Here is a 21,842-nt window from a genome sequence, read left to right as displayed (position 1 = left end):
CTATACTCACCCGAAGAGTGTTGGAACTACTTCAGGGCTGCCGGATATGTCTCAGGTTAAAGGCCGGATGCTTTAGTAGCTGTATTCCGCGAAGACGCGGGTGACGTCGCCGTCCCAGTCGCCGTTGTAATGGGCGATGAGTTCGTCGGCGGGCACCTGGCCCGAGGCGATGCTTTCCTGCAGCGCATTCAGGAAGTGGGATTCGTCGGGGATGAGACCGCCGGCGCCGGGCCGGGCGCGGGCCTTCAGCCCCGCTTCGGCAATGGCCACAGCTTCGCGCGCGAGGTCGTAGAGCTTCACGCCCCCCGCCTCGCCCTGCAGCGCATCGACGGAGGCGGCGACGCGGAGGCCCTGCCGGGTTTCGGCGTCGAGCCCCTTTGCGAGATCCCAGGCCGCATCGAGCGCGTCCGCGTCATAGGTGAGTCCGACCCAGAAGGCCGGAAGCGCGCAGAGCCGCCGCCAGGGGCCGCCGTCGGCGCCGCGCATCTCGATGAATTTCTTGAGCCGCGCCTCGGGGAAGATGGTCGTCAGGTGATCGGCCCAGTCCGAGAGCGTGGGCACCTCGCCGGGAAGGGCGGGGAGCTTTCCGTCGAGGAAATCGCGGAAGGATTGGCCGAGCGCGTCGATATATGTCCCGTCGCGGTAGACGAAATACATCGGCACATCGAGCGCGTAGTCGACATAGCGTTCGAAGCCGAAGCCCTCTTCGAAGACGAAGGGCAGCATGCCGGTGCGGTCCGCGTCGAGATCGCGCCAGATCCGGGAGCGCCAGGATTTGTGCCCGTTGAGCTTGCCCTCGAAGAAGGGCGAGTTGGCGAAGAGCGCGGTGGCCACGGGTTGCAACGCGAGGGCCACGCGCATCTTTTTCACCATGTCCGCCTCGTCAGAGAAGTCGAGGTTCACCTGGACTGTGCAGGTGCGGTACATCATCTGGGTGCCGTGGGTGCCGACGCGGCCCATGTAATCTGTCATCAGCTTGTAGCGGCCCTTGGGCATGCGGGGCATGTCCTCGTGCCGCCAGTGCGGGGCTGCGCCGAGGCCGATGAAGCCCGCGCCGATCTCGTCGGCCACGCTTTGCACCTCGCGAAGGTGGGCGTTCACTTCGTCGCAGGTTTCGTGGATCGTTTCGAGCGGCGCGCCTGAGAGTTCGAGCTGTCCGCCCGGTTCGAGGGAGACGTTTGCGCCGTCCTTCTCGAGCCCGATGATGTTGCCCGCTTCCTCGACCGGGGCCCAGCCGTAGCGGTTACGCAGCCCTTCGAGCATGGCGCGGATCGAACGGGGACCGTCATAGGGCAGGGGTTTCAGCGTGTCGCGGCAATAGCCGAACTTTTCGTGCTCGGTGCCGATGCGCCAGTCAGCCTTCGGCTTACAGCCCGCTTCGAGGTATTCCGCAAGCTGTTCGTGCCGTTCGATCGGCCCGCCGCCGGATTGGGGTATCGACATCGCTGGCGTCCCGCTTCATTCGCCTGAGACCCGCGTCATTGCCTTGCCGGCGCGGGAAGTCAATGCAGGCGCTTGGGTTCGCGTTCCCAAATCACGATCTGCTGAGCGGGGGTGGCGTTGAGTTTTGCCAGCAGATCGCCGGTTTCGATGCCGGGGAGGGCGGCGAAGACATCGAAGAGCGCGTCGGCCCCGGCTGCGTTCACCGGGATGGTGAGTGGATTGCCGCCGCGGTGAAAGACGATCCAGGCCCCTTCGCCGCCGTGGCGGGGATCGAGATCGAGGCGCGTGACCTCGGAGATCGCGGCGATGCCGCCGTCATGGGGCCCGAAATAGGTGAGCTGACCTTCGTCAACCTGCACCATGCCAGAGCCGCCGCCCCCGCGCCGGAAGCGCGCGCGCTGGACGCCGGCGAAGACAAGGAGCGCGCCGCCGATGGTCAGACCAGTGCCGATGATCGTGAGTGCGCCGTTGTCGGTGACAGTCCAGTACGCGCCGAGGCCGGCCGCGGCGGCGCCCGCGAGGGTTTCGCGCCACCGGTGGAGCCACTGGGCGGCTTCTGGTCGGATGAAACTCATGACGCGCGCCGGTCCGGATACGCGCCCCCGTGGGCCAGATTAGAAAGACCAGGCCAAGCTGTCATCGGGGGTGCGCGGCGGGTGGCCTTTTTCCGCTTATCCGTCATAAGGAGCCTTTATGTTTTCGAAGGCCATGGGCGTCAGGTCGACGATCTGGCGGGTGGCGTCGAGGCCGGTTCTGGTGATTGCGGCCTCGTGGAGCGCGCCAGCCTTCGCGAACTGGAGGCCATTCTTCCAGGGTTCCGCCCATTCCCAGCCCTCCATGGGATGGCGGCCATGGACGGGGTGGGTCAAGGCGTAGGCGTTCGAGATGATGCTGCGGTTTCGGGCGCCGACACGGAAGGATAGTTCGAGGGTCCAGCCATGGGGCAGGGCGGTTTCGAGCTGGGTTTCGTAGCGGTCGCCCGCCGTCCGGCGCCAGCCGCGGCGCGCCATCATGGCCGCGAAAAGCCCGCCCATGTGGAAGCCGTCGGTGCCGTGTGGATAGGCGTCTTGCGGGGCGGGGAGCAGGCCCTCTTCGTTCTGGGGCAGCGTGCCGCCGCCGTTCAGGAAGACCCGGCCTTGGGCGGTGAATGCGCCGCCGCCGTGCCACGTCCACCCTTGCGGGAGAAAGACGAGGGCGCGGAGCCAGGGGGCGCGGGAAACGACGGTGTGCCAGCACCCTTCGCGGATCGAGGCGCTTGTGCCGGCGAAATAGATCATGTGCCGCCCGTCGGGCGAGAGATCGGAGCGGTGCTCGTAGATCCGCCCCTTGAGCCACTGTCCGAGGGTGATTTCGTCTGACGCACGATTCCACAGAAGGCTTGCGACCTGGCGGGTGGGGCCGCGGCGGAGGATCACCGCCCGCGCGTTTTCGGTGGCCGTCATGACGTGGAGGCGCGCCGCCGTCATCGCCAGTCCCCGAGTGCCGCCTGCCAGAGGGTGAGGGCGGCGACGGCGGCGGTATCGGCGCGAAGGATGCGGGGGCCGAGGCTGATCGGTTCGGCCGTGTCGAGGGCCGTGATACGGGCGCGTTCGGCGTCGGAGAAGCCGCCTTCCGGGCCGATGAGGATCGCCCATGGGCCGGGGCGGAGGCGCTGGCCCAGATCGAAGGGGGCGGCGCCTGCGCGCGCCTCGTCGCAGAAGAGGAGCCCGCGGTCTTCCGGCCAGCATGAAAGGAGGGCGGGGAGGCGCTGAAGCTCGGCCACCTCGGGCACGTAGGTTGCGCCGCATTGTTCGGCGGCCTCGGTCGCGTGGGCCTGAAGCCTGTCGCGGCGGATGCGCTCGGCGTTCGTGAACTCGGTCTGCACCGGCAGGATGCGCGCCGCGCCCAGTTCGACGGCTTTTTCGACGATGAAATCGGTGCGCGCCTTCTTGATCGGCGCGAAGAGAAGCCAGAGATCGGGCGGAAGGGCGAGGGGGGCTGTCTGTTCGGTGCAGACGAGCCGTCCGTCCCGCTTGCCTTGGCGTACCGCAGTGGCCGCCCAGGCGCCGTCCCGCCCGTTGAAGAGGGTGACCGTGGCACCGGTGTCGAGGCGCATCACGCCGAAGAGGTAATGCGCCTGATCGCGGGTCAGAGGAACCGATTGCTCCGCCCCGAGCGGGTGATCTACATAAAGCCGAACCTGTGCCATGGATCGAGACAGTATGACCGAGACGCCGGAGACACCAGAGAGCCCGGAGCCGTCCGTGGAGGGGCAGGTGGCGGATGCCGTTTCAGGCAACTGGGTGGACCGGTGGGCGCCCAGCTGGGCGCGGCCCTACCTGCGCCTGTCGCGGGCAGACCGGCCGATCGGCACATGGCTTTTGCTGCTGCCCTGCTGGTGGGGATTGTTGCTTGCCGCCGGAACGACGGGGCGCTTCGGCCTTTACGATGCTTGGATCGCACTTGGCTGTGCGATCGGGGCCTTCCTGATGCGGGGTGCGGGGTGTACCTGGAACGACCTGACAGACCGCGAGTTCGACGCGCAGGTAGCGCGGACACGCTCTCGCCCGATCCCTTCGGGGCAGGTGAGCCCGCGGCAGGCCTTCGTCTGGCTGGTGATCCAGTCGCTCTTGGCCTTCTGCATCCTGCTGACGTTCCATCCGACGGCGATTTTCCTTGGCATCGGATCGCTCGCGCTTGTCGCGATCTATCCTTTCGCGAAGCGGTTCACTTGGTGGCCGCAGGTCTTTCTGGGGCTTGCGTTCAGCTGGGGCGCGATCCTGGCCTGGGCGGCGCATACCGGATCGGTCGCCGCGCCTGCGCTTCTGCTTTACGCCAGCGGGATCGCCTGGACGCTGTTCTACGACACGATCTATGCCCATCAGGACAAGGAGGACGACGCGCTGATCGGGGTGAAATCGACGGCGCGGCTGTTCGGAGAAAAGACCCATCGCTGGCTGAGGCATTTCCTCGTCGCCACGGTGGGGCTGATGGGGATTGCGGCGCTGACCGCTTTGTTGGGCAGCGCGTCGCCGCTCGCGCTCGCTGTTGCGCTGGCCGGAACATGGGTGATGGGCTGGCACCTGACCTGGCAGCTGACCCGGCTTGATACCGAGAACCCCGAGATCTGCCTGCGGCTTTTTCGCGCGAACCGGGATGCCGGGTTGATCCCGGTGCTGTTTTTCGCCGCTGCCCTGTTCCTCTGATTGCGCCGGGGCGGCGTGGGGATTAGGAAGGGGAAACTGGCGGAAAAACTGGCCCGAGCAGGCGCATGCCAATCCGATCATACCTTCCCATTGCAATTGCGATGCTTTCGGCGGCGGGCCTGAGCTTCGGCGCCGCGCAGGTGGCCGTCGACCGGGTCGAGACCGGTGCGCGGGTGGGGATTCTGACCGCGCTGACCGATGGCGGGATGAACTGGGCCCGGGTCGAGGTGGACGGGCTTCAGGTGCGGCTGTCGGGCACGGCGCCCGACGAGGCGGCGCGGTTCGCGGCCCTGTCGGCGGCCGGCAAGATCGTCGATGCCACGCGCGTGAGCGACGAGATGACGACCCAGCCGGCGCAGGAGATCGAGGCCCCCGAATTCAAGATCGAGATGCTGCGCAACCTCGACGGGATATCGCTGATCGGGCTGGTGCCTGCGGCCTTCGACCGAGCGGCGCTGTTCGACCGGATCGGGCGGATGTCAAACGGGGCGGTGACCGACCTTCTGGAAGAGGGCAGCTATCCCGTGCCGCGCGGCTGGGATGGCGCGGTTCTTTACGCGATCGAGGCGCTGGAGCGTGTGCCGCGCTCGAAAGTGTCGGTGACGGCGACGCGGATCTCGATCACGGGGATCGTCGATTCGGAGCAGGTGCGCCGGCGGGTGGAGACCGAGCTTGCCCGGCGGGTACCGCCCGGGGTGGAGCTGTCGCTGGATATCTCGGCCCCGCGGCCGGTGATCGCGCCCTTCACGCTGAGGTTCATCGCAAGTGGCGAGACGCGGCGCTTCGACGCCTGCGCCGCAGAGACGCTGGAGTCGCGGGACGCGATTCTGGCCGTGGCGCGAGAGATCGGGGTGCCGGCCAACACGCGATGCCAGATCGGGCTGGGCGCGCCCTCGCTTGAATGGGCCGATGCCGTGTCGCTGGGCCTGCGCGCGCTTGACGGGCTGGGCGACGGGACGATCACCTATTCGGATGCCGATGTGAGCCTCGTGGTGCCTCATACGGTGGAGCCCGCGGCCTTCGACCGCGCGGTGGGCCGGCTGGAGGCGAGCCTGCCGGAAGGGTTTTCGCTGACCTCCGTACGGCGGCCCGCCCCCGAAAGCACCGATACCACCGAGGGCGCCGCAACGCGGGCGCCGGAATTCGTGGGGGTGATCCATGACGACGGCACGGTGGAACTGTCGGGGCGGCTGGCCTCGGATCGGACGCGCAAGGCCGTCGAAAGCTATGCCCATGCCCATTTCGGGGCGCGCACCGTCACCCTGTCGGCGCGGCTGGACGACAGCCTGCCTTCGGGCTGGTCGCTGAGGGCGATGGCCGGGGTGGACGCGCTGGCACATCTGGCCAGTGGCGAAGTCAGGGTCGGGCCCGATACGCTGACGATCACCGGGGAGACCGGGATCGAGGATGCGGCGGCGCGGATTGCGGGGCTTCTGTCGGCGCGGCTTGGATCGGGCGCGAATTACGATATCGATGTGGCCTATGTCGAGGCGCTGGACCCGATGCTGGGGATCCCGACGCCGGAGGAATGCGTGAAGGACCTGAACACGGTGCTGTCGGTGCAGAAGCTGTCCTTCGAGCCCGGATCGGCGACGCTGGACGGCCCGAGCCTGGGGATCATCGACCAGCTCGCCGAAATCCTGAAACTGTGTCAGGAGGTGCCGATCGAGATCGCGGGCCATACCGACAGCCAGGGCCGGGAATCGATGAACCTGAACCTGAGCCAGGAGCGGGCGGATGCGGTGCTGAACGCCATCCTGGCGCGGCGCGTGCTGACGACGAACCTGCGTGCGCAGGGCTATGGCGAGGCTGTGCCGATCGCCGACAATGGCACCGAAGAGGGCCGGGAGGCGAACCGGCGAATCGAGTTCACCCTGATCCTGCCCGAGGAGACCGGAGAGGCGGAGGGCGATGTGGCGCCGGAGGAGGCCGAGAATGAACAGAACTGAATTCGTCGTCGCCACCGCGATCATCCTTTTCGTCGCCTTCATGCTGGGGTGGTTCGCCTACTGGCTGTTGCACAAGCTGACGCGGGTGAATTCGGGAGATCTGAACGAGCTGGACCGGATGGCCCAGCAGCTTCACGACGCCGAGGAGGCGAAGGACGAGGCGATCACCTATATGCAGCAGCGCGAGGCGGAGCTGACGAACCAGCTGGCGCAGACCGAGGCCGAGCTGCGCGCGGCGATGGAGGGGCTGAGGGAAGCGCGGCGCGAGGCCGAGGAATTGCGCACCCATATCGAGCGGCAGAACCAGCTTTTGTAAGGCCTTCGCCGCCCTTCGGGCGGCGACCGAAGCGGGGCTCTGCCCCGCACCCCGGGATATTTACGGCCACATGAAGGCCTACCAGCGCTTGAGCGCGCTTTCGTCCTCATCCTTGGCCGCGACCCAGGCCTCGCCCGCCGCGCCGGTTTCCTTCTTCCAGAAGGGGGCGCGGGATTTCAGGTAATCCATCAGGAAATCGGCCGCCGCGAAGGCCGCCGCGCGGTGCGCCGAGGCGGTGGCGACCATCATGATCGGCTCGCCCGGTTTCAGCGACCCGTGGCGGTGGATCACGAGGACATCGGCGAGATCCCAGCGCGCGCGGGCCTCTTCGGCGATGGTCGCGATCGCCTTTTCCGTCATGCCCGGGTAATGCTCGATCACCATTTCCTTCAGCGTGCCGGCCTCGTCGCGGACCACGCCCGTGAAGCTGACCACCGCGCCGATATCGGTGCGGTCGCGGGTGAAGGCCGTGAGTTCGTGGCCTGGATCGAAGGCGGGCTCCTGTACGGTGATGCGCATCTCAGCCCCCGGTCATCGGCGGGAAGAACGCCACCTCACGCACGCCGTCGAGGGGGGCGTCGAATTCCGCCAGTTCCTGGTCGAGCGCCACGCGGAGCGAGCTGATATCCGCGAAGGCGAGCCGGTAGCGTTCCTCGCGGGCCTTCAGCTCTTCCACCAGATCGGCGACGGTGGCGGCGCGGGTATCGACCGTTTCCTTCGGCAGGCCGATCCGCTCGCGCACCCAGGCGAAATAGAGAACATCCATCAGAGCGGCTCCTTCAGATGCGGCAAGGCCTTGCGGAAGTAATCCCAGCCCGTGAGCAATGTAAGGATTGCGGCGATCCAGAGAAGGCCGACGCCCACCCACCAGGTGAGGTTGGTGAGCGTGAGGTAGGTGTTGAGGCCGACGAGATCGGGCTCCTGCCCGGAGAGCACCCTTTCGACCATATCGGGCCCGAGGCCGTAGGCGAGGGCGAGGAAGTGGTGTTCGAACACGCCCTTGGCGAAGAGCACGGCAATGGCGATCATCTGGGCCGTTGTCTTCCATTTCGCGAGGCCGGTGACCTTGAGCGTGCCCGCGACGTCGCCCAGGAATTCGCGCATGCCGGAGACGAAGATCTCGCGGAAGAGGATGACGGTGGCCGGCAAAAGGATCCAGGGATCCATCACTTCGCGCCCGAAGGAGGAGAGACCGGCAATGACGCAGAGCGCGATCACGACCATCGCCTTGTCGGCGATCGGATCCAGCATCGCGCCAAGCTTGGTTTCCTGTTTCCAGGCGCGGGCGAGATAGCCGTCGAACCAGTCGGTGATCGCGGCGGCGATGAAGAGGACGAGGGCGAACCAATCGGCGATCGGGCGGTTGAAGTAGAGGAACATCACCGCAACGCCCGGGGCTGCGAGGAGCCGCAGCACAGTCAGGATATTCGGGATCGTCCAGCGCATGGCCCGTCAATACAGCGGCGCCCCGGCGGGTGAAAGGGAAGAACGCGCCCGCCGGCGGATCAGAACCGGTCGAGCAGGCGGCGGAGGTAATCGAGTTCCGCCTCGGGACGGGATTGCTCGGCCGAGCGGCGGCGGATCTCGTCGAGGAGATCGCGGGCGCGGCGGTAGATGTCTTCGCCCTGCAGAAGTTCTTCATCGGTGCCGAGGCGGCCATCGGGCCCGGCCTCGCGGCCAAGCGGATCGCGGCGGGCGAGCTGGTTCGCGGTGCCCGCGGCATCGCCCTGCTGGCCCGGCTGGCCCTGCTGCTGGGCCATTGCCTCCCCCAGTTCGCGCATGCCTTCGCGGAGCGCGTCGATGGCCTCCGACTGATCGTCGAGGGCGCCTGCGAAATCTTCGTCGCGGAGCGCCTCTTCGGCGTTCTCCATGGCCCGGCCGGCGCGGTCGAGCGCGTCGCGCGCGGCGTCGCCCTCTTCGGTACCCGCACCGGGGAGGTTCTGCTGCTGGCGGAGGAGTTCGTCACGCAGGGCCTGCTGGCGGTCGGCGAGGCTGCCGCCGGGCTGACCGGGCGCATCGCCTTCGCCCGGCTGGCCCTGTCCGGGCTGCCCCGGCTGGCCGGGTTGGCCCTGCTGACCCTGGCCGAACTGCTGTTGCAGATCGCGGAACGCTTCGTCCGAAAGCCCCTGCTGTTCGCGCAGGGTTTCGGCGAGGCCCTCCATTGCCTGCTGGCCGGGGCTTTGCTGGCCTTCGCCGGGCTGGCCCTGGGCGATCTGCATATTCTCCATCATCTGGCGGAGTTGATCGAGAAGGGCCTGGGCCTCGTCCATGCGGCCCTGTTCCATCAGTTCCTGCAGGCGGTCGAGCATATCCTGAAGCTGGTCGCCCGTGATTTCCTGCATGTTCTGGTTGTCGGAGAGCTTCTGGTCGGGGTTCTGGCCCTGCTGTTCGGCCAGCTGGCGCATGTAGTCTTGCATCGCCTCGCGCAATTCGCGCATGAGTTCGGCGATTTCCTCGTCGGTCGCGCCGTTGCGGATCGCTTCCTGCAGCCGGTCCTGCGCGCGGCGGAGGCGTTCGAGCGCATCCGAAAGATCGCCTTCCTCGATTTCGAGGGCGATGGACCAGAGCACTTCGGCGGTTTCGTCGCGGAGGGTTTCGCTGACCTCGGCGTAGCGGATGGCGGTTTCGAGCCGGCGCACCGCGACACGGAGTTTCATGTAGGTGGTTTCCGAACGGAAGACGTCATCGGGCCGGTAGCTGACCGCGCGCAGGATCTGCGCGACGCGGGCCGAGTTGGAGCGCGACCAGAGAAGATCGCGGCGCTGTTCGATGATTGCCGCCGCCAAGGGATCGAAGAAACGGCGGGCGGGGAGAATGATCGCCTCGGGCGCGCTTGCCCCGGTTTGGCCCGCCGCATCGTCGGCTTCGAGGACCAGCGTGACCGGCAGGCCCGCCCAAGGGTGCTTGGCCATCTCGTCGATCAGCGTTTCCTCGAAATCCGAACGGTCGCCGGTGATCGGCATGGGCAGATCGAGGATCACCGGTTCGCGGCGTTCGGGAATGGCGGCGAGGCCGAAGCGCCGGTCGGCGCTGTCGGGATCGAGGGTGAGGATGGCGCGGCCCGCCACGACGCCGTAATCGTCGCGGGCGGTAAAGGGCTGGCGGAATTCGCCGCCCATGGATTTCTCGAGCGGGGCGGCGATTTCGATTTCCGGCGCGTCGTCTTCGATCACCCGGATATCCCAGGCCTGACCGCCGGGGCCGTCGATCGAGATGCGGCCGGACTGGACGACCTTGAAGGCCTGCGAGGGTTCGCTGGCCGGTGGCAGTTCGCCGGTGCGGGCGGAGACGGTTTCGCCCACCGTGAGCGCGCCGATCTCGCCATAAAGGCGCAGTGTGATTTCACTGCCTTCCGGAATGGCGAGGGAGGGGCGGGTGATGTCGTTGAGATAGAGGCTGGGCCGGCCGGTATAGGCGGGCGGTTCGATCCAGCCTTCCCAGGAGGGCCCTTCGGCGAGCGCGCCGGATCCTGCGCCGGGGGCGAGTTCGGTTACCGTCGAAACGCGCCAGATCGAGCCGAAGATCACCGCCGTCGCGAAGGCGACAAGGGCAACGTAGCGCAGCGCATACGGGTCGCGGTTCGAGATCTTCAGGTCGGGGTTCACCGCTTTCGCGGCTTTCGCGCGTTCGGCCATGCGGGCGACGTGCGCTTTCCACACCGCTTCGGACGCCGCGTCGCCGGTGCCGATCATCTGCTGATCTGTGAGCGCGGAGATCGGGCGGCCCGGCAGGCTGGCATCGAGCCGCGCCATGGCTTCGGCGGAGGAAGGCCATCTGAAGCGCTTTGCCCCGTGCCAGAGGGCCCAGACCGTGCCGCTGACGGCGAGGACCGCCGCAGCCCAGACGAGTTCTAGCGCCATGGTTTCGTGCAGGCCGAGCATCAGTGCCGAGAGCGCAAGCAGCACAACGGTGACGAGCGGCCAGAAAGCGCGGGTGGCGCGTTCAGCGAAAAGGCCGATCTGCGTGAGGCGCAGCGGCCATTTCAGGCGGCAGGCCGCCTCTGTCAGGTGTGGCGTGTTCTTGGTCATCTACTCGCGCCGGTGCTCCGACACGATATAGTGCCTCAGAGCCATTCGGGAATGGTATCGCGGTTTATGATCTCTTCAAAGCCCGGTCTGGCCCGTATGACGGCGAATTGATGCTGATCGACCAGCACTTCGGGGATCAGGGGCCGGGTGTTGTATTCTGAGGACATGACCGCGCCATAGGCGCCGGCGGAGCGGAAGGCCACGAGATCGCCCGCCGAAAGGGGCGCGATGGCGCGGCTTTTGGCGAAGGTATCGCCGGTTTCGCAGACCGGGCCCACGACGTCGTAGATCGCGGGTTCGCCGCCCGGTTCGGGCTCCTTCACAGGTACGATATCGTGCCAGGCGCCATACATGGCCGGGCGGATCAGATCGTTCATCGCCGCGTCGAGAATCAGGAAATCGCGGTCTTCGCCCGATTTCACGTAGATTACGCCCGAGACGAGGAGGCCCGCGTTGCCGGAGATGAGGCGCCCCGGCTCGATCTCGATCTCGCAGCCGAGATCGCCGACGGTGCGCCTGATCAGCGCACCATACTCCATGGGAAGCGGCGGGGCGGTGTTCGAGCGTTCATAGGGAATGCCCAGCCCCCCGCCGAGGTCGAGCCTGCGGATATCGTGGCCGTCGGCGCGGAGAGTGCGGGTGAGATCGGCCACCTTCAGATAGGCCTGTTCGAAGGGTTCGAGATCGGTGAGTTGGGAGCCGATGTGAACATCGATCCCGACCACCTCGATCCCCGGGAGGGCGGCGGCCTGGGCATAGACCTGGCGCGCCCGTGAGATCGGGATCCCGAACTTGTTTTCCGCCTTCCCGGTGGCGATCTTTTCGTGGGTGCGCGCATCGACATCGGGGTTGACGCGGATCGTGACGGGCGCCTTCATGCCGAGGCTTTCGGCAATGCCCGAGAGAAGCGCCAGTTCCGGTTCGCTTTCGACGTTGAACTGGCGGATGCCGCCTTCGAGGGCGAGGCGCATTTCCTCGCCCGTCTTGCCGACGCCGGAGAAGACGATGCGCTCGCCCGGTACGCCTGCGGCCCTAGCGCGGCGGTATTCGCCGCCCGAGACGACATCCATGCCGGCGCCGAGATCGCCCATGATCTTCAGCACCGCCTGGTTCGAGTTCGACTTCATGGCGTAGCAGATCAGGTGATCGGTGCCGTCGAGCGCCTCGTCGAAGAGCGTGTAGTGGCGCGTGAGCGTGGCGCGGGAATAGACGTAGAAGGGGGTGCCTACCTCTGCCGCGATTTCGGGCAGGGGCACGTCCTCGGCATGGAGAATGCCGTTTCTGTACAGGAAGTGATCCATCAGGTCTTGGGCCGGCTGCGCAGGAAGATGTAGAGCGGCAGGCCGCAGGAGACGCCGATGCAATAGGTGGCCGGGATCGCGATGAGGCCGAGCCACATGCGCCGCGCGATGCATTCGACGAGGACCCAGACGGTGAGCGCGATGGCCGCGATAGTCAGATCCCAGACGAGGCCGGTGGTGGAGGCGTTCACGTACCACGCGTCGATCAGGCCAGAGAGCCCGGTGCCGGTCTCGCGCATGTAGCCGAGGAAATAGTACATCGGGTGAATGGCGCCCCAGACCGCGAGGGCGAGGAAGACGAAGCGGAACCGTTCCATCAGAGCACCCCTTCGACGTTGATGCCTTCGGTGATGCGGATGCTGGGTTCGGGCGCCGGCGCGCCGGAGTCGAAGGGTTCGGGCGCGCCGTCGGCGCCGCAGCCCGCAAGGCAGGCGGCGAGGAGGCAGGCGAAGAGGGCGCGGGTCATCCGAGGGCGTCCTTCCAGCGGGCGATCTGGGCGCGAACCTGATCCGGCGCCGTTCCGCCATAGGAGGTGCGGCTTGCCACCGAATTGTCCACCCCGAGGACGGTGTAGACGGCTTCGGTGATCCCGGTATGTTCGGCCTGCATCTCTTCAAGCGAGAGATCGGGAAGATCGCAGCCCTTCGCCTCGGCCCTGGCGACGAGGGCGCCAGTGACGTGATGCGCCTCGCGGAACGGCAGGCCCAGTTCGCGCACGAGCCAGTCCGCGAGGTCGGTCGCCGTTGAGAAGCCCGAGCTTGCGGCGGCCCGCAATGCGTCGGGTTGCGCCGTCAGATCGGAGATCATGCCTTCCATGGCGGCGAGCGACAGAAGGTAGTTGTCGGCCGCGTCGAAGACCTGTTCCTTGTCTTCCTGCATATCCTTCGAATAGGCGAGCGGCAGGCCCTTCATCACCGTGAAAAGCGCGACCGTCGCGCCGAGGATGCGGCCGATCTTGGCGCGGATCAGTTCAGCGGCGTCCGGGTTCTTCTTCTGCGGCATGATCGAGGAGCCGGTGGAAAACCTGTCGGACATCGAGACGAAGCGGAACTGGGCCGACGACCAGATCACCAGTTCTTCTGAAAGCCGCGAGAGGTGCACCGCCGAGATCGCCGCGGCGGAGAGAAATTCGAGCGCGAAGTCGCGCGAGGAGACGGCATCGAGCGAGTTCGCCATGGGGCGGTCGAACCCGAGGGCTTCCGCCGTGGCCTGCCGGTCGATCGGAAAGGAGGTGCCCGCAAGCGCCGCCGCGCCGAGGGGGCATTCGTTCAGGCGTGTCCGAGCATCGCGGAAGCGCGCGCGGTCGCGGGCGAACATTTCGACATAGGCCATCATGTGGTGGCCCCAGGTGACAGGCTGCGCCGTCTGTAGGTGGGTGAAGCCCGGCATGACCCAGTCTGCCCCCGCCTCAGCCTGCGCAAGACAGGCGCGCATGAGTGCGGAGAGCGCGGCCTCGGCATCGTCGATCCGGTCGCGGACCCAGAGCCGGAAATCGGTGGCGACCTGATCGTTCCGCGAACGCGCGGTGTGCAGCCGCCCTGCCGGTTCGCCGATCAGTGCTTTGAGCCGGGCCTCGACATTCATGTGGATGTCTTCGAGGGCTGTCGAAAACACGAAGCTGCCGCCCTCGATCTCTGACAAGACCGTGAGCAGGCCTTCCCGGATCGCCTCGGCATCGCTAGCATCTATGATGCCCTGAGCGGCGAGCATCGCCGCATGGGCCCGGGAGCCTGCGATGTCCTGGGCGGCCAAGCGGCGGTCGAACCCGATCGAGGCGTTGATTGCCTCCATGATCGCGTCGGGGCCGCCCTGAAAGCGCCCTCCCCACATCGTGTTAGCGGTCGTCTCGGCCATGTTTTTCGAGTCCCGGAGGGATAATGAAGCTGTTCTGGTCCGCCGTCCTCTACACGGCCCTCGCAATCGGTGCAAACGCCGCGGATATCGCCGCGCTCGAGGCCATGCGCGAAGACAGCATGCGGAAACTTCTGTTCCACGGCGAACCGCAGACCGAGGTGAGTGAGGCCTTGTTCACCGACCCGGGCGGGGCGGAGTACCGGCTGGCGGACTGGCGCGGGAAGTACGTGCTGGTGAATTTCTGGGCGACTTGGTGCGCGCCCTGCCGGAAGGAGATGCCGGCGCTCGATGCGTTGCAGAAGGAATTCCAGGGTGAGGCGTTCGAAGTGGTGACGCTGGCCACCGGACGGAATGCGCTGGGCGGGATCAACCGCTTCTTTGAGGAGGAAGGGATTGAGGCCCTGCCGATTCTCCTCGACCCTTCGCAGGCCGTTGCCCGTGACATGGGGGTGCTGGGCCTGCCGATTTCGGTGATCCTGGACCCGGAAGGGCGTGAAATCGCCCGATTGCGCGGGGACGCCGAGTGGTATTCGGACAGCGCGCGCGCGATCATCGGGGCGCTTGTCGAATCGCATGGTGGCACCGGGGGCTAGGCCAGGACCGGCCCCTCAAGGAACGGCACCAGCGGGAGACGGGACGGACGACCGAACGCATCGGCCGGGCATTCAGGAGGCTGAAGATGACTGCGGCGATCCCCTTGAGAGCTTTCCTTGTCTTGTTTCTGATTAGTGCAGCGCCGATGGGCTGGGCCGCGCCGGTGCTTTACGTGCTGGACGGCGATACCTCGCGCGTTGGGTTTTCCGTCGATTTCGGGCCCGATGAGATCACCGGCCGTTTTCCGGTGGCCGATGCGCAACTGACGCTGGATTTCGACAAGGTGTCGAACACTTCGGTCAGTGTGACGCTTGATGCCGAGGGCGCATCGGCGAGCTTTCCGTTCGCGGCGCAGGCGCTGAAGGGGCCCTCGATTCTCTACACCAAGAAATACCCCTCGATCGCCTTCGAAAGCACCTCCGTCGAGGGAAGCACGGCCGGGGCGCTGGTTCAGGGAGACCTGACCATTCGCGGTGTGACGCGGCCGGTGGCGCTTCAGGCGGGGCTGTTCCGCCGGGCAGGCACCGATCCCCGGGATTTCAGCAGGCTTTTCATCCGGTTGACCGGAGCGGTAAGCCGCAGTGCATTTGGGGCCTCCGGGTGGCCTGACGCCGTATCGGACGAGGTTCGCATCGATATTCTGGCCGAGGTTGCCCGGGTGGACGCCAAGTGATGTTCAGGAATACGGCGGAGGGCTATGGCCTTGTCAGCCGTGTGCTGCACTGGGCCATCGCGGCAGGCGTTGTGGGCATGATGATTTTCGGGACGCGGATCGCGGCGATGGAGCCTTCCTTGTCGAACTACTGGTTGTACGGGGTGCACAAGTCTTTCGGACTGACGATTCTGGGCCTCGTTCTGATCCGGCTTGTCTGGCATCGAATAAGCCCCGTGCCGGAGCCCGCGGGCATGGCGGGCACCTGGCAGCACGGGCTGGCGCGGGGGGTGCACATTCTTCTTTACCTCTTCCTCCTTGCCATCCCGGTGAGCGGCTGGGTGGCGAGTTCGGCGACGGGGATCGATACGGTCTTTTTCAATATTGTGGTGATGCCGGCCATCGCGCCGCCGAGCGAGGTGGTGGCGGCCTGGGGGTTCGCCGTGCACGGGGCGCTGTGGAAGGGCCTTCTGGCGCTTATCGCGCTGCACGTTGCCGGGGCGCTGCGGCACGGGTTCGGGCCCGGGAGCGCGCTTCGCCGGATGGGCCGGGGTTAGGCGCCGGGGCGCAGTTCGGCATGTCGGAAGCATCCGGTCACGTGATCGTTCACCATGCCGGTGGCCTGCATGAAGGCGTAGACGATTGTCGGCCCGCAGAATTTGAACCCGCGTGCCTTCAGATCCTTCGAGATTGTCTTGGAGAGCGGGGTTTCGGCGGGTACCTCGCCCATGGTGGCGAAGCTGTTCTGGATCGGCGCGCCGTCGCAGAAGTTCCAGAGGTAGCGGTCGAAGCCCTGGTCTTCCTCGATCGCGAGAAAAGCGCGGGCGTTGCCGATGGTGGCCTCGATCTTGCCGCGGTGGCGGACGATGCCGGGATCCTGCAGAAGCCGCGCGATGTCGGGTTCGCCCCAGGTGGCGATGATCGCCGGGTCGAAGCCTTCGAAGGCGGCGCGGAAGCCATCACGCTTGCGGAGAATGGTGATCCAGGCGAGGCCCGCCTGGAACCCATCGAGGATCAGCTTTTCCCAAAGCGCGCGGCTGTCCCATTCGGGGACGCCCCATTCCTTGTCGTGGTAGGCGACGTAAAGCGGATTGTCGCCGCACCAGCTGCACCGTCCCGTCATGTGGTTGCTCCCGGCCAGGTTTTTCGTGGTGTAGAGCATTTGGAACAAAATAGAAACATTTTCCCCTTACGACTGAGTCGGAGGCCACGGAACGGCCCCATGCGGCAGAAGGCGCGTTACGGTGATACAGCTTGATCTTTTTTCCGACCCCGCCCTGCGTTCGGCCCTGCCGTCGCCGTTCGACGGGGCGGCGGCGGATGCACGGGCCATGGTGGAGCGGGCGGTGGAAGCTGGGGATGTGCACCTGGCCTATCAGCCTGTCGTCGCCTCGGGTGCGCCGGGTGCGCCGGCCTTTTTCGAGGGGCTTGTGCGGATCCGGGACGGGGCCGGGGCGTCGATGCCCGCAGGCGCGTTCATCGAGGCGATCGAACCCTGGGAAATCGGGCGGACCGTCGATTGCCTTGCGCTGCGCGCTGGCCTTGCCGCGTTGCGGACAGATCCCGGCCTGACGCTGTCGATCAACCTTTCGGCGCGGTCTTTCGCCTATCCCCGGTGGGGGCAGACGCTGATCGAGGGGCTGAAGGGCGTGGCCGACGTGAAGGGGCGGCTGATTCTCGAGATCACCGAAAGTTCTGCCATGGGGATGCCGGGGGCTGTGGCGCGGGCGATGCAGGGGCTGCGCGCGCGCGGCGTGCGCTTCGCGATGGATGATTTCGGGGCCGGGTGCACGTCGTTCCGGTATCTGAAGGCGTTCCGCTTCGAGATCCTCAAGATCGACGGGCAGTTCATCGGCGGGATTCACGCCGATGGGGCAAACAGGGCGATGACGCGGGCCTTTACCGATGTCGCGCGGCATTTCGGCATGGCGACGGTTGCGGAGAAGGTGGAGGATGCGCGTGACGCGGCCTATCTGGCAGGCGCCGGGATCGATTATCTGCAAGGTTACCTTTACGGCCGCCCCGCGCCGCGGCTGAACTGATCCGGCGCACCCCATCGGGTTCGGGCCGGTGCATGGCCGGTATGCGCCGGTGCGCACCGTGACACACTGTCCATTGCGACTATTTTGCTCAGATAATAGGAAGTGCGGCGAGCCGGCGGGGCTGTCGTAGTATTTCTGGCCTCCGCCTCGATACATCGCCCATTTCGGGAGAGGAGCGAAATCATGACCAATGTCGTCATCGCGTCAGCCGCACGCACACCGGTAGGAAGTTTCGGAGGAGCGTTCGCGAACACGCCGGCCCATGATCTGGGGGCCGCCGTCCTTGAAGCGATCGTGGAGCGCGCGGGGATCGACAAGGCGGAGGTTTCCGAAACCATCCTGGGCCAGGTGCTGACCGGCGGGCAGGGGCAGAACCCTGCGCGCCAGGCCCATGTCAACGCGGGCCTGCCGATCGAGAGCGCGGCCTGGGGCATCAACCAGGTGTGCGGGTCAGGCCTGAGGGCCGTGGCGCTGGGCGCCCAGCACATCCAGCTTGGCGATGCCGATATCGTGGCCGCGGGCGGGCAGGAAAACATGTCGATGAGCCCCCACGTGGCGAACCTGCGGAACGGCCACAAGATGGGCGACATGAAGTTCATCGATTCGATGATCAAGGACGGGCTTTGGGACGCGTTCAACGGCTATCACATGGGCCAGACGGCGGAGAATGTCGCTGAGAAATGGCAGATCAGCCGGGATCAGCAGGACGAATTCGCCGTCGCCTCGCAGAACAAAGCGGAAGCGGCGCAGAAAGCCGGAAAGTTCGACGACGAGATCGTGGCGTACACGGTGAAGACCCGGAAGGGCGACATCGTGGTGGACAAGGACGAATACATCCGCCACGGCGCGACGCTGGAGGCGATGCAGAAGCTGCGCCCGGCCTTCACGAAGGAAGGCAGCGTGACCGCAGCCAATGCCTCGGGCATCAATGACGGCGCGGCGGGCGTTCTTCTGATGTCGGCGGAAAATGCCGAGAAGCGCGGGATCGAGCCCCTGGCGCGGATCGCCTCCTACGCCACCGCGGGTCTTGACCCGTCGATCATGGGCGTCGGGCCAATCCACGCCTCGCGCAAGGCGCTCGAGAAAGCCGGCTGGTCGGTGAGCGACCTCGACCTCGTCGAAGCGAACGAGGCGTTTGCGGCGCAGGCCTGCGCCGTCAACAAGGACATGGGCTGGGATCCGGCGATCGTGAACGTGAACGGCGGCGCTATCGCGATCGGCCACCCGATCGGCGCGTCGGGCGCGCGGGTTCTGAACACGCTTCTTTTCGAAATGAAGCGCCGCGACGCGAAGAAGGGCCTCGCCACGCTTTGCATTGGCGGCGGCATGGGTGTTGCGCTTTGCGTCGAACGTCCGTGAGACGGCAGGGGGCGCCAGTGATGGCGCCTCCGCACCCCCATGGATCGCCCGCCTGAGTTCAGCCAGATCGTCTTTTCCGGTGGTGGCACGCGTTGCTTCTGGCAGGGCGGCTTTCTGGACGTTGTGCGCGATCCGCTTGCGCTTGATCCCGTTCGGGTTTCGAGCGTTTCCGGGGGCGTTCTTTCGGCCGTTGGGTTCATCTCGCATAGTGGCGAGCGCATCCGGGATATCATGATGCGGCACTTTGCCGAGCAGGACACGAACGTAACCTGGCACGATGCCGTGACCGATGATGGGGTGTCGCCGCATCAGCGGGTGTATCGCAGCGTCGTCGACGAGGCGCTGAGCGCCGAAGTGGTGGCGGCCGTCCGCGACGGGCCTGAGTTTCACGCGCTGCTTGCCCATCCGCCGCGGGATTCGGACCATCCGCTGGTCGCTTCGCTGATGGCGCTGGCCTATGAGGCGGAGCTTCACTTGGTGAATGCGCCGCATTTCGACTGGGCCGAGGCGCTGGGCCTCGGGGCGAGGCTGGTGGATGCGCGGGGCGCCGCGCGGGCGGGCCGGCTGAACGAGCTTGTCTGTGCCGCGGCGGTCATTCCGCCCGTCTTCGAGATCGCCGAATGGGACGGACGCCCGGTGATCGACGGGGGCATGGCCGACCAGGCGCCATTGCCGCCCGGCGATGAGGGCCCTACCCTTGTGGTCCTGACCCGGGACTATGAGCGGGTGCCGGACCATCCCGATCGGCTGTATGTCGCGCCGTCGCGGGAGACGCCGGCGGACAAGATCGATTTCACCGACCCCGAAAAGGTCGCCGCGACGTGGGAGTGCGGGGCCCGGGACGGACGCAAGTTTCTTGAACGCATGAACATGAACTGACGGAAGGAGATAGACATCATGGGACGTGTTGCACTGGTTACCGGAGGCTCGCGCGGCATCGGCGCGGCGATTTCGAAGGCGCTGAAGGACGCGGGCTGCACCGTCGTCGCCACCTATGGCGGCAATGACGAGGCGGCTTCGAAGTTCACCGAGGAAACCGGGATCAAGACCTACAAGTGGTCGGTCGGGGATTACGAGGCCTGCAAGGCGGGCATCGCGCAGGTGGAGGCCGAGGTCGGGCCGGTGGAAATCCTGGTGAACAACGCTGGGATCACGCGGGACGCGCCGTTCCACAAGATGACGCCCGAGCAGTGGCACCAGGTGATCGACACGAACCTGACGGGCGTGTTCAACATGACCCATAACGTCTGGGGCGGGATGCGCGAGCGGAAGTTCGGGCGGATCGTGACGATTTCGTCGATCAACGGCCAGAAGGGGCAGTTCGCGCAGGCGAACTATGCCGCATCGAAGGCTGGTGACATCGGCTTCACCAAGGCGCTGGCGCAGGAAGGTGCGCGGGCCGGGATCACGGTGAATGTGGTGGCGCCGGGGTATATCAACACTGAAATGATGTCGACGATCCCGGAAAAGGTGATGAACGAGGTGATCCTGCCGCAGATCCCGGTGGGCCGCCTGGGCGAGGCAGAGGAGATCGCACGCTGCGTTGCGTTCCTGGCTTCCGACGATGCGGGGTTCATCACCGGATCGACGATTTCCGCCAATGGTGGGCAGTACCTCGCCTGACGGGGTATCGCGAGGACGAAAGAAGGGCCGGTCGCAGGACCGGCCCTTTTCAGTTGCGCCTGTGGGGAGAAAATCAGGCGCGACGGGAATGGAAGACACGGGTCAGGAGCGCCGAAAAGGCGTCGGCACGGGCCTTGCGGCCGGCTTCGAGGGCATCGCGGGTGCGGAGCATGGTGGCGGGTTCGTACATCGGGGCTCTCCAAGGCTTCAGTGTTGTTTAACTGAACCCAATATGAGATATTGAAGTGCGGGGCGCAAACGAGGGTTTCTCTGGCTTCAGTTAAGAATATTTTGAATGAATGACCGTCTGCCTCCCCTGACTGCGTTGCGTGCCTTCGAGGCCGCGGCGCGGCATATGTCGTTTTCCGGCGCGGCGCAGGAGCTGAACGTGACGCCTGCGGCCCTGTCGTTTCAGATCAAGTCGCTGGAGGAGCATCTGGGTGCGCCACTGTTCCGGCGCCTGAACCGGGCAGTGGAGTTGACCGAAGCAGGGCGCGCGCTGGCGCCCGGGGCGTCAGACGGGTTTGCCGCACTTACCGCGGCGTGGCGCGCGGCGCGCCGCTCGACAGAAACCGGCGTGATCACGGTGACGGCGGGCCCGGCCTTTACCGCGAAGTGGCTGGCGCCCCGGATGTTCAAGTTCGCAGTCGCGCATCCCGAGATTGAACTCAGGTTTTCGGCAAGCCTTCGGATCATGGATTTCGACCGGGATGAAATCGATGTGGCGATCCGGTTCGGCTATTCCGACGATGACGGGCTGTTTTCGCGGCCGATCATCCGCGAATGGCTGACGCCGATGATGGCGCCGGAGCTGGCGGAGAAGCTTTCCTCGCCCCAGGATCTGCGGGAGGTGACGCTGCTGCACCAGGACGACACGCGTTTTCTGAAGCCGCCGATCGACTGGCCGGCCTGGTTCCGGGCGGCGGGGCTGGGGGAGGCGCCAAGCGGTGGCCCGCGCTTCAGCCAGGCCGATCACGCCATTGACGCGGCGCTGGGCGGCGGTGGGGCTGTTCTGGGACGTATCTCTCTTGCATCTGCCGCCCTTGCGGACGGTCAGCTTGTGGCGCCCTTCGATCCTTGTATCACGACCGAGGCGCATTACCGGTTCGTCTGCCCCGCAGGGGCTGAGACACGGCCACAGATCGCGGCCTTTCTGGAGTGGATCGAGGCCGAGACGGCCGAAATCCAAGGTCACGCCGAGGGGCGTGTCTTTGTTCCGGCCGCCGAAATCGCCGCCGGTTAGGCGCTTTCAAGCCGTTCGATCTGTTCTTTCAATCGGAGTTTCTGCTTCTTGAGCTCTGTGATCGTAAGGTCCGGAACACCCAAACTTTTCTGAGCGTCTTCAACCTGTTCCGACAATGTTGCGTGCTTTTTCCGGAGTTCCTCGAGGTGTGAACCCAAGCTCATCGGCGTCCTCCTTCTTTTGTTGATGGGCCCAGTCCAGCACAGAAAGTGAGTCGTGTCACGTCTTCCGGTATCGGCCCCCAATGATGCGC

General features: G+C 66.1%; 25 protein-coding genes. 11 read left to right on the top strand and 14 right to left on the bottom strand.

All coding sequences use genetic code 11. The features are described from left to right. Window positions 1-72 precede the first annotated feature (72 nt). The 4 genes from RXV90_RS22095 to RXV90_RS22080 all read right to left on the bottom strand — a co-directional run bounded on the left by RXV90_RS22095 (window position 73) and on the right by RXV90_RS22080 (window position 3,631). On the bottom strand, window positions 73-1,443 hold the full coding sequence (locus RXV90_RS22095) for a glutamate--cysteine ligase (protein WP_316651909.1): 1,371 nt from the start codon (window positions 1,441-1,443) through the stop codon (window positions 73-75). Window positions 1,444-1,502: 59 nt separating this feature from the next. Further along, window positions 1,503-2,018: a hypothetical protein gene (locus RXV90_RS22090; protein WP_316651908.1), complete on the bottom strand. Its 516-nt coding sequence runs from the start codon at window positions 2,016-2,018 to the stop codon at window positions 1,503-1,505. 96 nt (window positions 2,019-2,114) lie between these two features. Further along, on the bottom strand, window positions 2,115-2,909 hold the full coding sequence (locus tag RXV90_RS22085; RefSeq protein ID WP_316651907.1) for a hypothetical protein: 795 nt from the start codon (window positions 2,907-2,909) through the stop codon (window positions 2,115-2,117). Further along, window positions 2,906-3,631: a 16S rRNA (uracil(1498)-N(3))-methyltransferase gene (locus RXV90_RS22080; RefSeq protein WP_316651906.1), complete on the bottom strand. Its 726-nt coding sequence runs from the start codon at window positions 3,629-3,631 to the stop codon at window positions 2,906-2,908. Before RXV90_RS22080 ends, RXV90_RS22085 begins: the two co-directional genes overlap by 4 nt. Before the next feature lie 13 nt (window positions 3,632-3,644). Between RXV90_RS22080 and ubiA the strand changes: the two genes are divergently transcribed. The 3 genes from ubiA to RXV90_RS22065 all read left to right on the top strand — a co-directional run bounded on the left by ubiA (window position 3,645) and on the right by RXV90_RS22065 (window position 6,893). Beyond that, the gene (gene ubiA / locus RXV90_RS22075) at window positions 3,645-4,628 is read left to right on the top strand and encodes a 4-hydroxybenzoate octaprenyltransferase (protein WP_316651905.1); all 984 of its coding nucleotides are present in this window, start codon (window positions 3,645-3,647) and stop codon (window positions 4,626-4,628) included. Between the two features lie 65 nt (window positions 4,629-4,693). Then, entirely contained in the window at window positions 4,694-6,577 is a 1,884-nt protein-coding gene (locus RXV90_RS22070) for an OmpA family protein (RefSeq protein ID WP_316651903.1), read from the top strand. After that, complete coding sequence (locus RXV90_RS22065) at window positions 6,564-6,893, top strand: hypothetical protein (RefSeq protein ID WP_316651901.1); 330 nt, start codon at window positions 6,564-6,566, stop codon at window positions 6,891-6,893. Before RXV90_RS22070 ends, RXV90_RS22065 begins: the two co-directional genes overlap by 14 nt. A gap of 78 nt (window positions 6,894-6,971) precedes the next feature. Here RXV90_RS22065 and RXV90_RS22060 read toward each other — a convergent pair whose 3' ends face one another. The 8 genes from RXV90_RS22060 to argH are packed head-to-tail and all read right to left on the bottom strand — an operon-like array spanning window position 6,972 to window position 14,076. Continuing rightward, window positions 6,972-7,412, bottom strand: coding sequence for a molybdenum cofactor biosynthesis protein MoaE (locus RXV90_RS22060; RefSeq protein WP_316651899.1), 441 nt, complete (start codon window positions 7,410-7,412; stop codon window positions 6,972-6,974). A gap of 1 nt (window position 7,413) precedes the next feature. Continuing rightward, window positions 7,414-7,659 carry a molybdopterin converting factor subunit 1 gene (moaD, locus tag RXV90_RS22055; protein ID WP_316651897.1) on the bottom strand — a complete coding sequence of 82 codons (246 nt, stop codon included), beginning with the start codon at window positions 7,657-7,659 and terminating at the stop codon, window positions 7,414-7,416. Then, window positions 7,659-8,339, bottom strand: coding sequence for a CDP-diacylglycerol--glycerol-3-phosphate 3-phosphatidyltransferase (gene pgsA, locus RXV90_RS22050; RefSeq protein ID WP_316651895.1), 681 nt, complete (start codon window positions 8,337-8,339; stop codon window positions 7,659-7,661). Before pgsA ends, moaD begins: the two co-directional genes overlap by 1 nt. A 59-nt stretch (window positions 8,340-8,398) precedes the next feature. After that, window positions 8,399-10,921 (bottom strand): TIGR02302 family protein, encoded by a 2,523-nt coding sequence (locus RXV90_RS22045; RefSeq protein ID WP_316651893.1) that lies wholly within the window; start codon window positions 10,919-10,921, stop codon window positions 8,399-8,401. Between the two features lie 35 nt (window positions 10,922-10,956). Further along, window positions 10,957-12,222, bottom strand: a complete 1,266-nt coding sequence (gene lysA / locus RXV90_RS22040) for a diaminopimelate decarboxylase (protein WP_316651891.1) — start codon at window positions 12,220-12,222, stop codon at window positions 10,957-10,959. Beyond that, the gene (locus RXV90_RS22035; protein ID WP_316651889.1) at window positions 12,222-12,539 is read right to left on the bottom strand and encodes a DUF2834 domain-containing protein; all 318 of its coding nucleotides are present in this window, start codon (window positions 12,537-12,539) and stop codon (window positions 12,222-12,224) included. The genes lysA and RXV90_RS22035 overlap by 1 nt, the downstream gene beginning before the upstream one ends. Then, window positions 12,539-12,688 carry a hypothetical protein gene (locus RXV90_RS22030; RefSeq protein WP_316651887.1) on the bottom strand — a complete coding sequence of 50 codons (150 nt, stop codon included), beginning with the start codon at window positions 12,686-12,688 and terminating at the stop codon, window positions 12,539-12,541. Before RXV90_RS22030 ends, RXV90_RS22035 begins: the two co-directional genes overlap by 1 nt. After that, window positions 12,685-14,076, bottom strand: a complete 1,392-nt coding sequence (gene argH / locus RXV90_RS22025) for an argininosuccinate lyase (protein ID WP_316651885.1) — start codon at window positions 14,074-14,076, stop codon at window positions 12,685-12,687. Before argH ends, RXV90_RS22030 begins: the two co-directional genes overlap by 4 nt. Window positions 14,077-14,099: 23 nt before the next feature. On the opposite strand from argH, the gene RXV90_RS22020 reads away from it, so the two are divergent. The 3 genes from RXV90_RS22020 to RXV90_RS22010 all read left to right on the top strand — a co-directional run bounded on the left by RXV90_RS22020 (window position 14,100) and on the right by RXV90_RS22010 (window position 15,879). Then, window positions 14,100-14,669: a TlpA disulfide reductase family protein gene (locus RXV90_RS22020; RefSeq protein WP_316651882.1), complete on the top strand. Its 570-nt coding sequence runs from the start codon at window positions 14,100-14,102 to the stop codon at window positions 14,667-14,669. Window positions 14,670-14,755: 86 nt separating this feature from the next. Beyond that, window positions 14,756-15,343, top strand: coding sequence for a YceI family protein (locus RXV90_RS22015; protein WP_316651880.1), 588 nt, complete (start codon window positions 14,756-14,758; stop codon window positions 15,341-15,343). Beyond that, the gene (locus tag RXV90_RS22010) at window positions 15,343-15,879 is read left to right on the top strand and encodes a cytochrome b (RefSeq protein WP_316651878.1); all 537 of its coding nucleotides are present in this window, start codon (window positions 15,343-15,345) and stop codon (window positions 15,877-15,879) included. The genes RXV90_RS22015 and RXV90_RS22010 overlap by 1 nt, the downstream gene beginning before the upstream one ends. Here the strand turns inward: RXV90_RS22010 and RXV90_RS22005 are convergent. Further along, the gene (locus RXV90_RS22005; protein WP_316651876.1) at window positions 15,876-16,445 is read right to left on the bottom strand and encodes a DNA-3-methyladenine glycosylase I; all 570 of its coding nucleotides are present in this window, start codon (window positions 16,443-16,445) and stop codon (window positions 15,876-15,878) included. The genes RXV90_RS22010 and RXV90_RS22005 overlap by 4 nt on opposite strands. Before the next feature lie 121 nt (window positions 16,446-16,566). Here RXV90_RS22005 and RXV90_RS22000 point away from each other — a divergent pair, with 121 nt between their 5' ends. The 5 genes from RXV90_RS22000 to gcvA all read left to right on the top strand — a co-directional run bounded on the left by RXV90_RS22000 (window position 16,567) and on the right by gcvA (window position 21,589). After that, entirely contained in the window at window positions 16,567-17,364 is a 798-nt protein-coding gene (locus RXV90_RS22000; protein WP_316651874.1) for an EAL domain-containing protein, read from the top strand. Window positions 17,365-17,547: 183 nt separating this feature from the next. Then, window positions 17,548-18,723 carry an acetyl-CoA C-acetyltransferase gene (locus RXV90_RS21995; RefSeq protein ID WP_316651872.1) on the top strand — a complete coding sequence of 392 codons (1,176 nt, stop codon included), beginning with the start codon at window positions 17,548-17,550 and terminating at the stop codon, window positions 18,721-18,723. Between the two features lie 39 nt (window positions 18,724-18,762). Further along, the gene (locus tag RXV90_RS21990; protein WP_316651870.1) at window positions 18,763-19,602 is read left to right on the top strand and encodes a patatin-like phospholipase family protein; all 840 of its coding nucleotides are present in this window, start codon (window positions 18,763-18,765) and stop codon (window positions 19,600-19,602) included. A gap of 18 nt (window positions 19,603-19,620) precedes the next feature. After that, on the top strand, window positions 19,621-20,346 hold the full coding sequence (gene phbB, locus RXV90_RS21985; protein WP_316651867.1) for an acetoacetyl-CoA reductase: 726 nt from the start codon (window positions 19,621-19,623) through the stop codon (window positions 20,344-20,346). A 295-nt stretch (window positions 20,347-20,641) separates the two neighbouring features. After that, window positions 20,642-21,589 carry a transcriptional regulator GcvA gene (gcvA, locus tag RXV90_RS21980; protein WP_316651865.1) on the top strand — a complete coding sequence of 316 codons (948 nt, stop codon included), beginning with the start codon at window positions 20,642-20,644 and terminating at the stop codon, window positions 21,587-21,589. Here the strand turns inward: gcvA and RXV90_RS21975 are convergent. Next, a complete protein-coding gene (locus RXV90_RS21975; RefSeq protein WP_316651862.1) occupies window positions 21,586-21,753 on the bottom strand; it encodes a YdcH family protein in 168 nt (55 codons plus the stop codon). The genes gcvA and RXV90_RS21975 overlap by 4 nt on opposite strands. Window positions 21,754-21,842 lie beyond the last annotated feature (89 nt).

Origin of the sequence: Ovoidimarina sediminis (assembly GCF_032586175.1) — a bacterium.
Taxonomy (GTDB): domain Bacteria; phylum Pseudomonadota; class Alphaproteobacteria; order Rhodobacterales; family Rhodobacteraceae; genus Ovoidimarina; species Ovoidimarina sediminis.
The sequence above is the reverse complement of the archived record's forward strand: the minus strand, read 5'-3'. Positions and strand labels throughout refer to the sequence as shown.

What these genes read in the sequence shown, in the direction of transcription:
- RXV90_RS22095 (WP_316651909.1), bottom strand. Translation starts at nt 1,443, where the DNA reads ATGTCGATACCCCAATCCGGCGGCGGGCCGATCGAACGGCACGAACAG.
- RXV90_RS22090 (WP_316651908.1), bottom strand. Translation starts at nt 2,018, where the DNA reads ATGAGTTTCATCCGACCAGAAGCCGCCCAGTGGCTCCACCGGTGGCGC.
- RXV90_RS22085 (WP_316651907.1), bottom strand. Translation starts at nt 2,909, where the DNA reads ATGACGGCGGCGCGCCTCCACGTCATGACGGCCACCGAAAACGCGCGG.
- RXV90_RS22080 (WP_316651906.1), bottom strand. Translation starts at nt 3,631, where the DNA reads ATGGCACAGGTTCGGCTTTATGTAGATCACCCGCTCGGGGCGGAGCAA.
- ubiA (WP_316651905.1), top strand. Translation starts at nt 3,645, where the DNA reads ATGACCGAGACGCCGGAGACACCAGAGAGCCCGGAGCCGTCCGTGGAG.
- RXV90_RS22070 (WP_316651903.1), top strand. Translation starts at nt 4,694, where the DNA reads ATGCCAATCCGATCATACCTTCCCATTGCAATTGCGATGCTTTCGGCG.
- RXV90_RS22065 (WP_316651901.1), top strand. Translation starts at nt 6,564, where the DNA reads ATGAACAGAACTGAATTCGTCGTCGCCACCGCGATCATCCTTTTCGTC.
- RXV90_RS22060 (WP_316651899.1), bottom strand. Translation starts at nt 7,412, where the DNA reads ATGCGCATCACCGTACAGGAGCCCGCCTTCGATCCAGGCCACGAACTC.
- moaD (WP_316651897.1), bottom strand. Translation starts at nt 7,659, where the DNA reads ATGGATGTTCTCTATTTCGCCTGGGTGCGCGAGCGGATCGGCCTGCCG.
- pgsA (WP_316651895.1), bottom strand. Translation starts at nt 8,339, where the DNA reads ATGCGCTGGACGATCCCGAATATCCTGACTGTGCTGCGGCTCCTCGCA.
- RXV90_RS22045 (WP_316651893.1), bottom strand. Translation starts at nt 10,921, where the DNA reads ATGACCAAGAACACGCCACACCTGACAGAGGCGGCCTGCCGCCTGAAA.
- lysA (WP_316651891.1), bottom strand. Translation starts at nt 12,222, where the DNA reads ATGGATCACTTCCTGTACAGAAACGGCATTCTCCATGCCGAGGACGTG.
- RXV90_RS22035 (WP_316651889.1), bottom strand. Translation starts at nt 12,539, where the DNA reads ATGGAACGGTTCCGCTTCGTCTTCCTCGCCCTCGCGGTCTGGGGCGCC.
- RXV90_RS22030 (WP_316651887.1), bottom strand. Translation starts at nt 12,688, where the DNA reads ATGACCCGCGCCCTCTTCGCCTGCCTCCTCGCCGCCTGCCTTGCGGGC.
- argH (WP_316651885.1), bottom strand. Translation starts at nt 14,076, where the DNA reads ATGGCCGAGACGACCGCTAACACGATGTGGGGAGGGCGCTTTCAGGGC.
- RXV90_RS22020 (WP_316651882.1), top strand. Translation starts at nt 14,100, where the DNA reads ATGAAGCTGTTCTGGTCCGCCGTCCTCTACACGGCCCTCGCAATCGGT.
- RXV90_RS22015 (WP_316651880.1), top strand. Translation starts at nt 14,756, where the DNA reads ATGACTGCGGCGATCCCCTTGAGAGCTTTCCTTGTCTTGTTTCTGATT.
- RXV90_RS22010 (WP_316651878.1), top strand. Translation starts at nt 15,343, where the DNA reads ATGTTCAGGAATACGGCGGAGGGCTATGGCCTTGTCAGCCGTGTGCTG.
- RXV90_RS22005 (WP_316651876.1), bottom strand. Translation starts at nt 16,445, where the DNA reads ATGACGGGACGGTGCAGCTGGTGCGGCGACAATCCGCTTTACGTCGCC.
- RXV90_RS21995 (WP_316651872.1), top strand. Translation starts at nt 17,548, where the DNA reads ATGACCAATGTCGTCATCGCGTCAGCCGCACGCACACCGGTAGGAAGT.
- RXV90_RS21990 (WP_316651870.1), top strand. Translation starts at nt 18,763, where the DNA reads ATGGATCGCCCGCCTGAGTTCAGCCAGATCGTCTTTTCCGGTGGTGGC.
- phbB (WP_316651867.1), top strand. Translation starts at nt 19,621, where the DNA reads ATGGGACGTGTTGCACTGGTTACCGGAGGCTCGCGCGGCATCGGCGCG.
- gcvA (WP_316651865.1), top strand. Translation starts at nt 20,642, where the DNA reads ATGAATGACCGTCTGCCTCCCCTGACTGCGTTGCGTGCCTTCGAGGCC.
- RXV90_RS21975 (WP_316651862.1), bottom strand. Translation starts at nt 21,753, where the DNA reads ATGAGCTTGGGTTCACACCTCGAGGAACTCCGGAAAAAGCACGCAACA.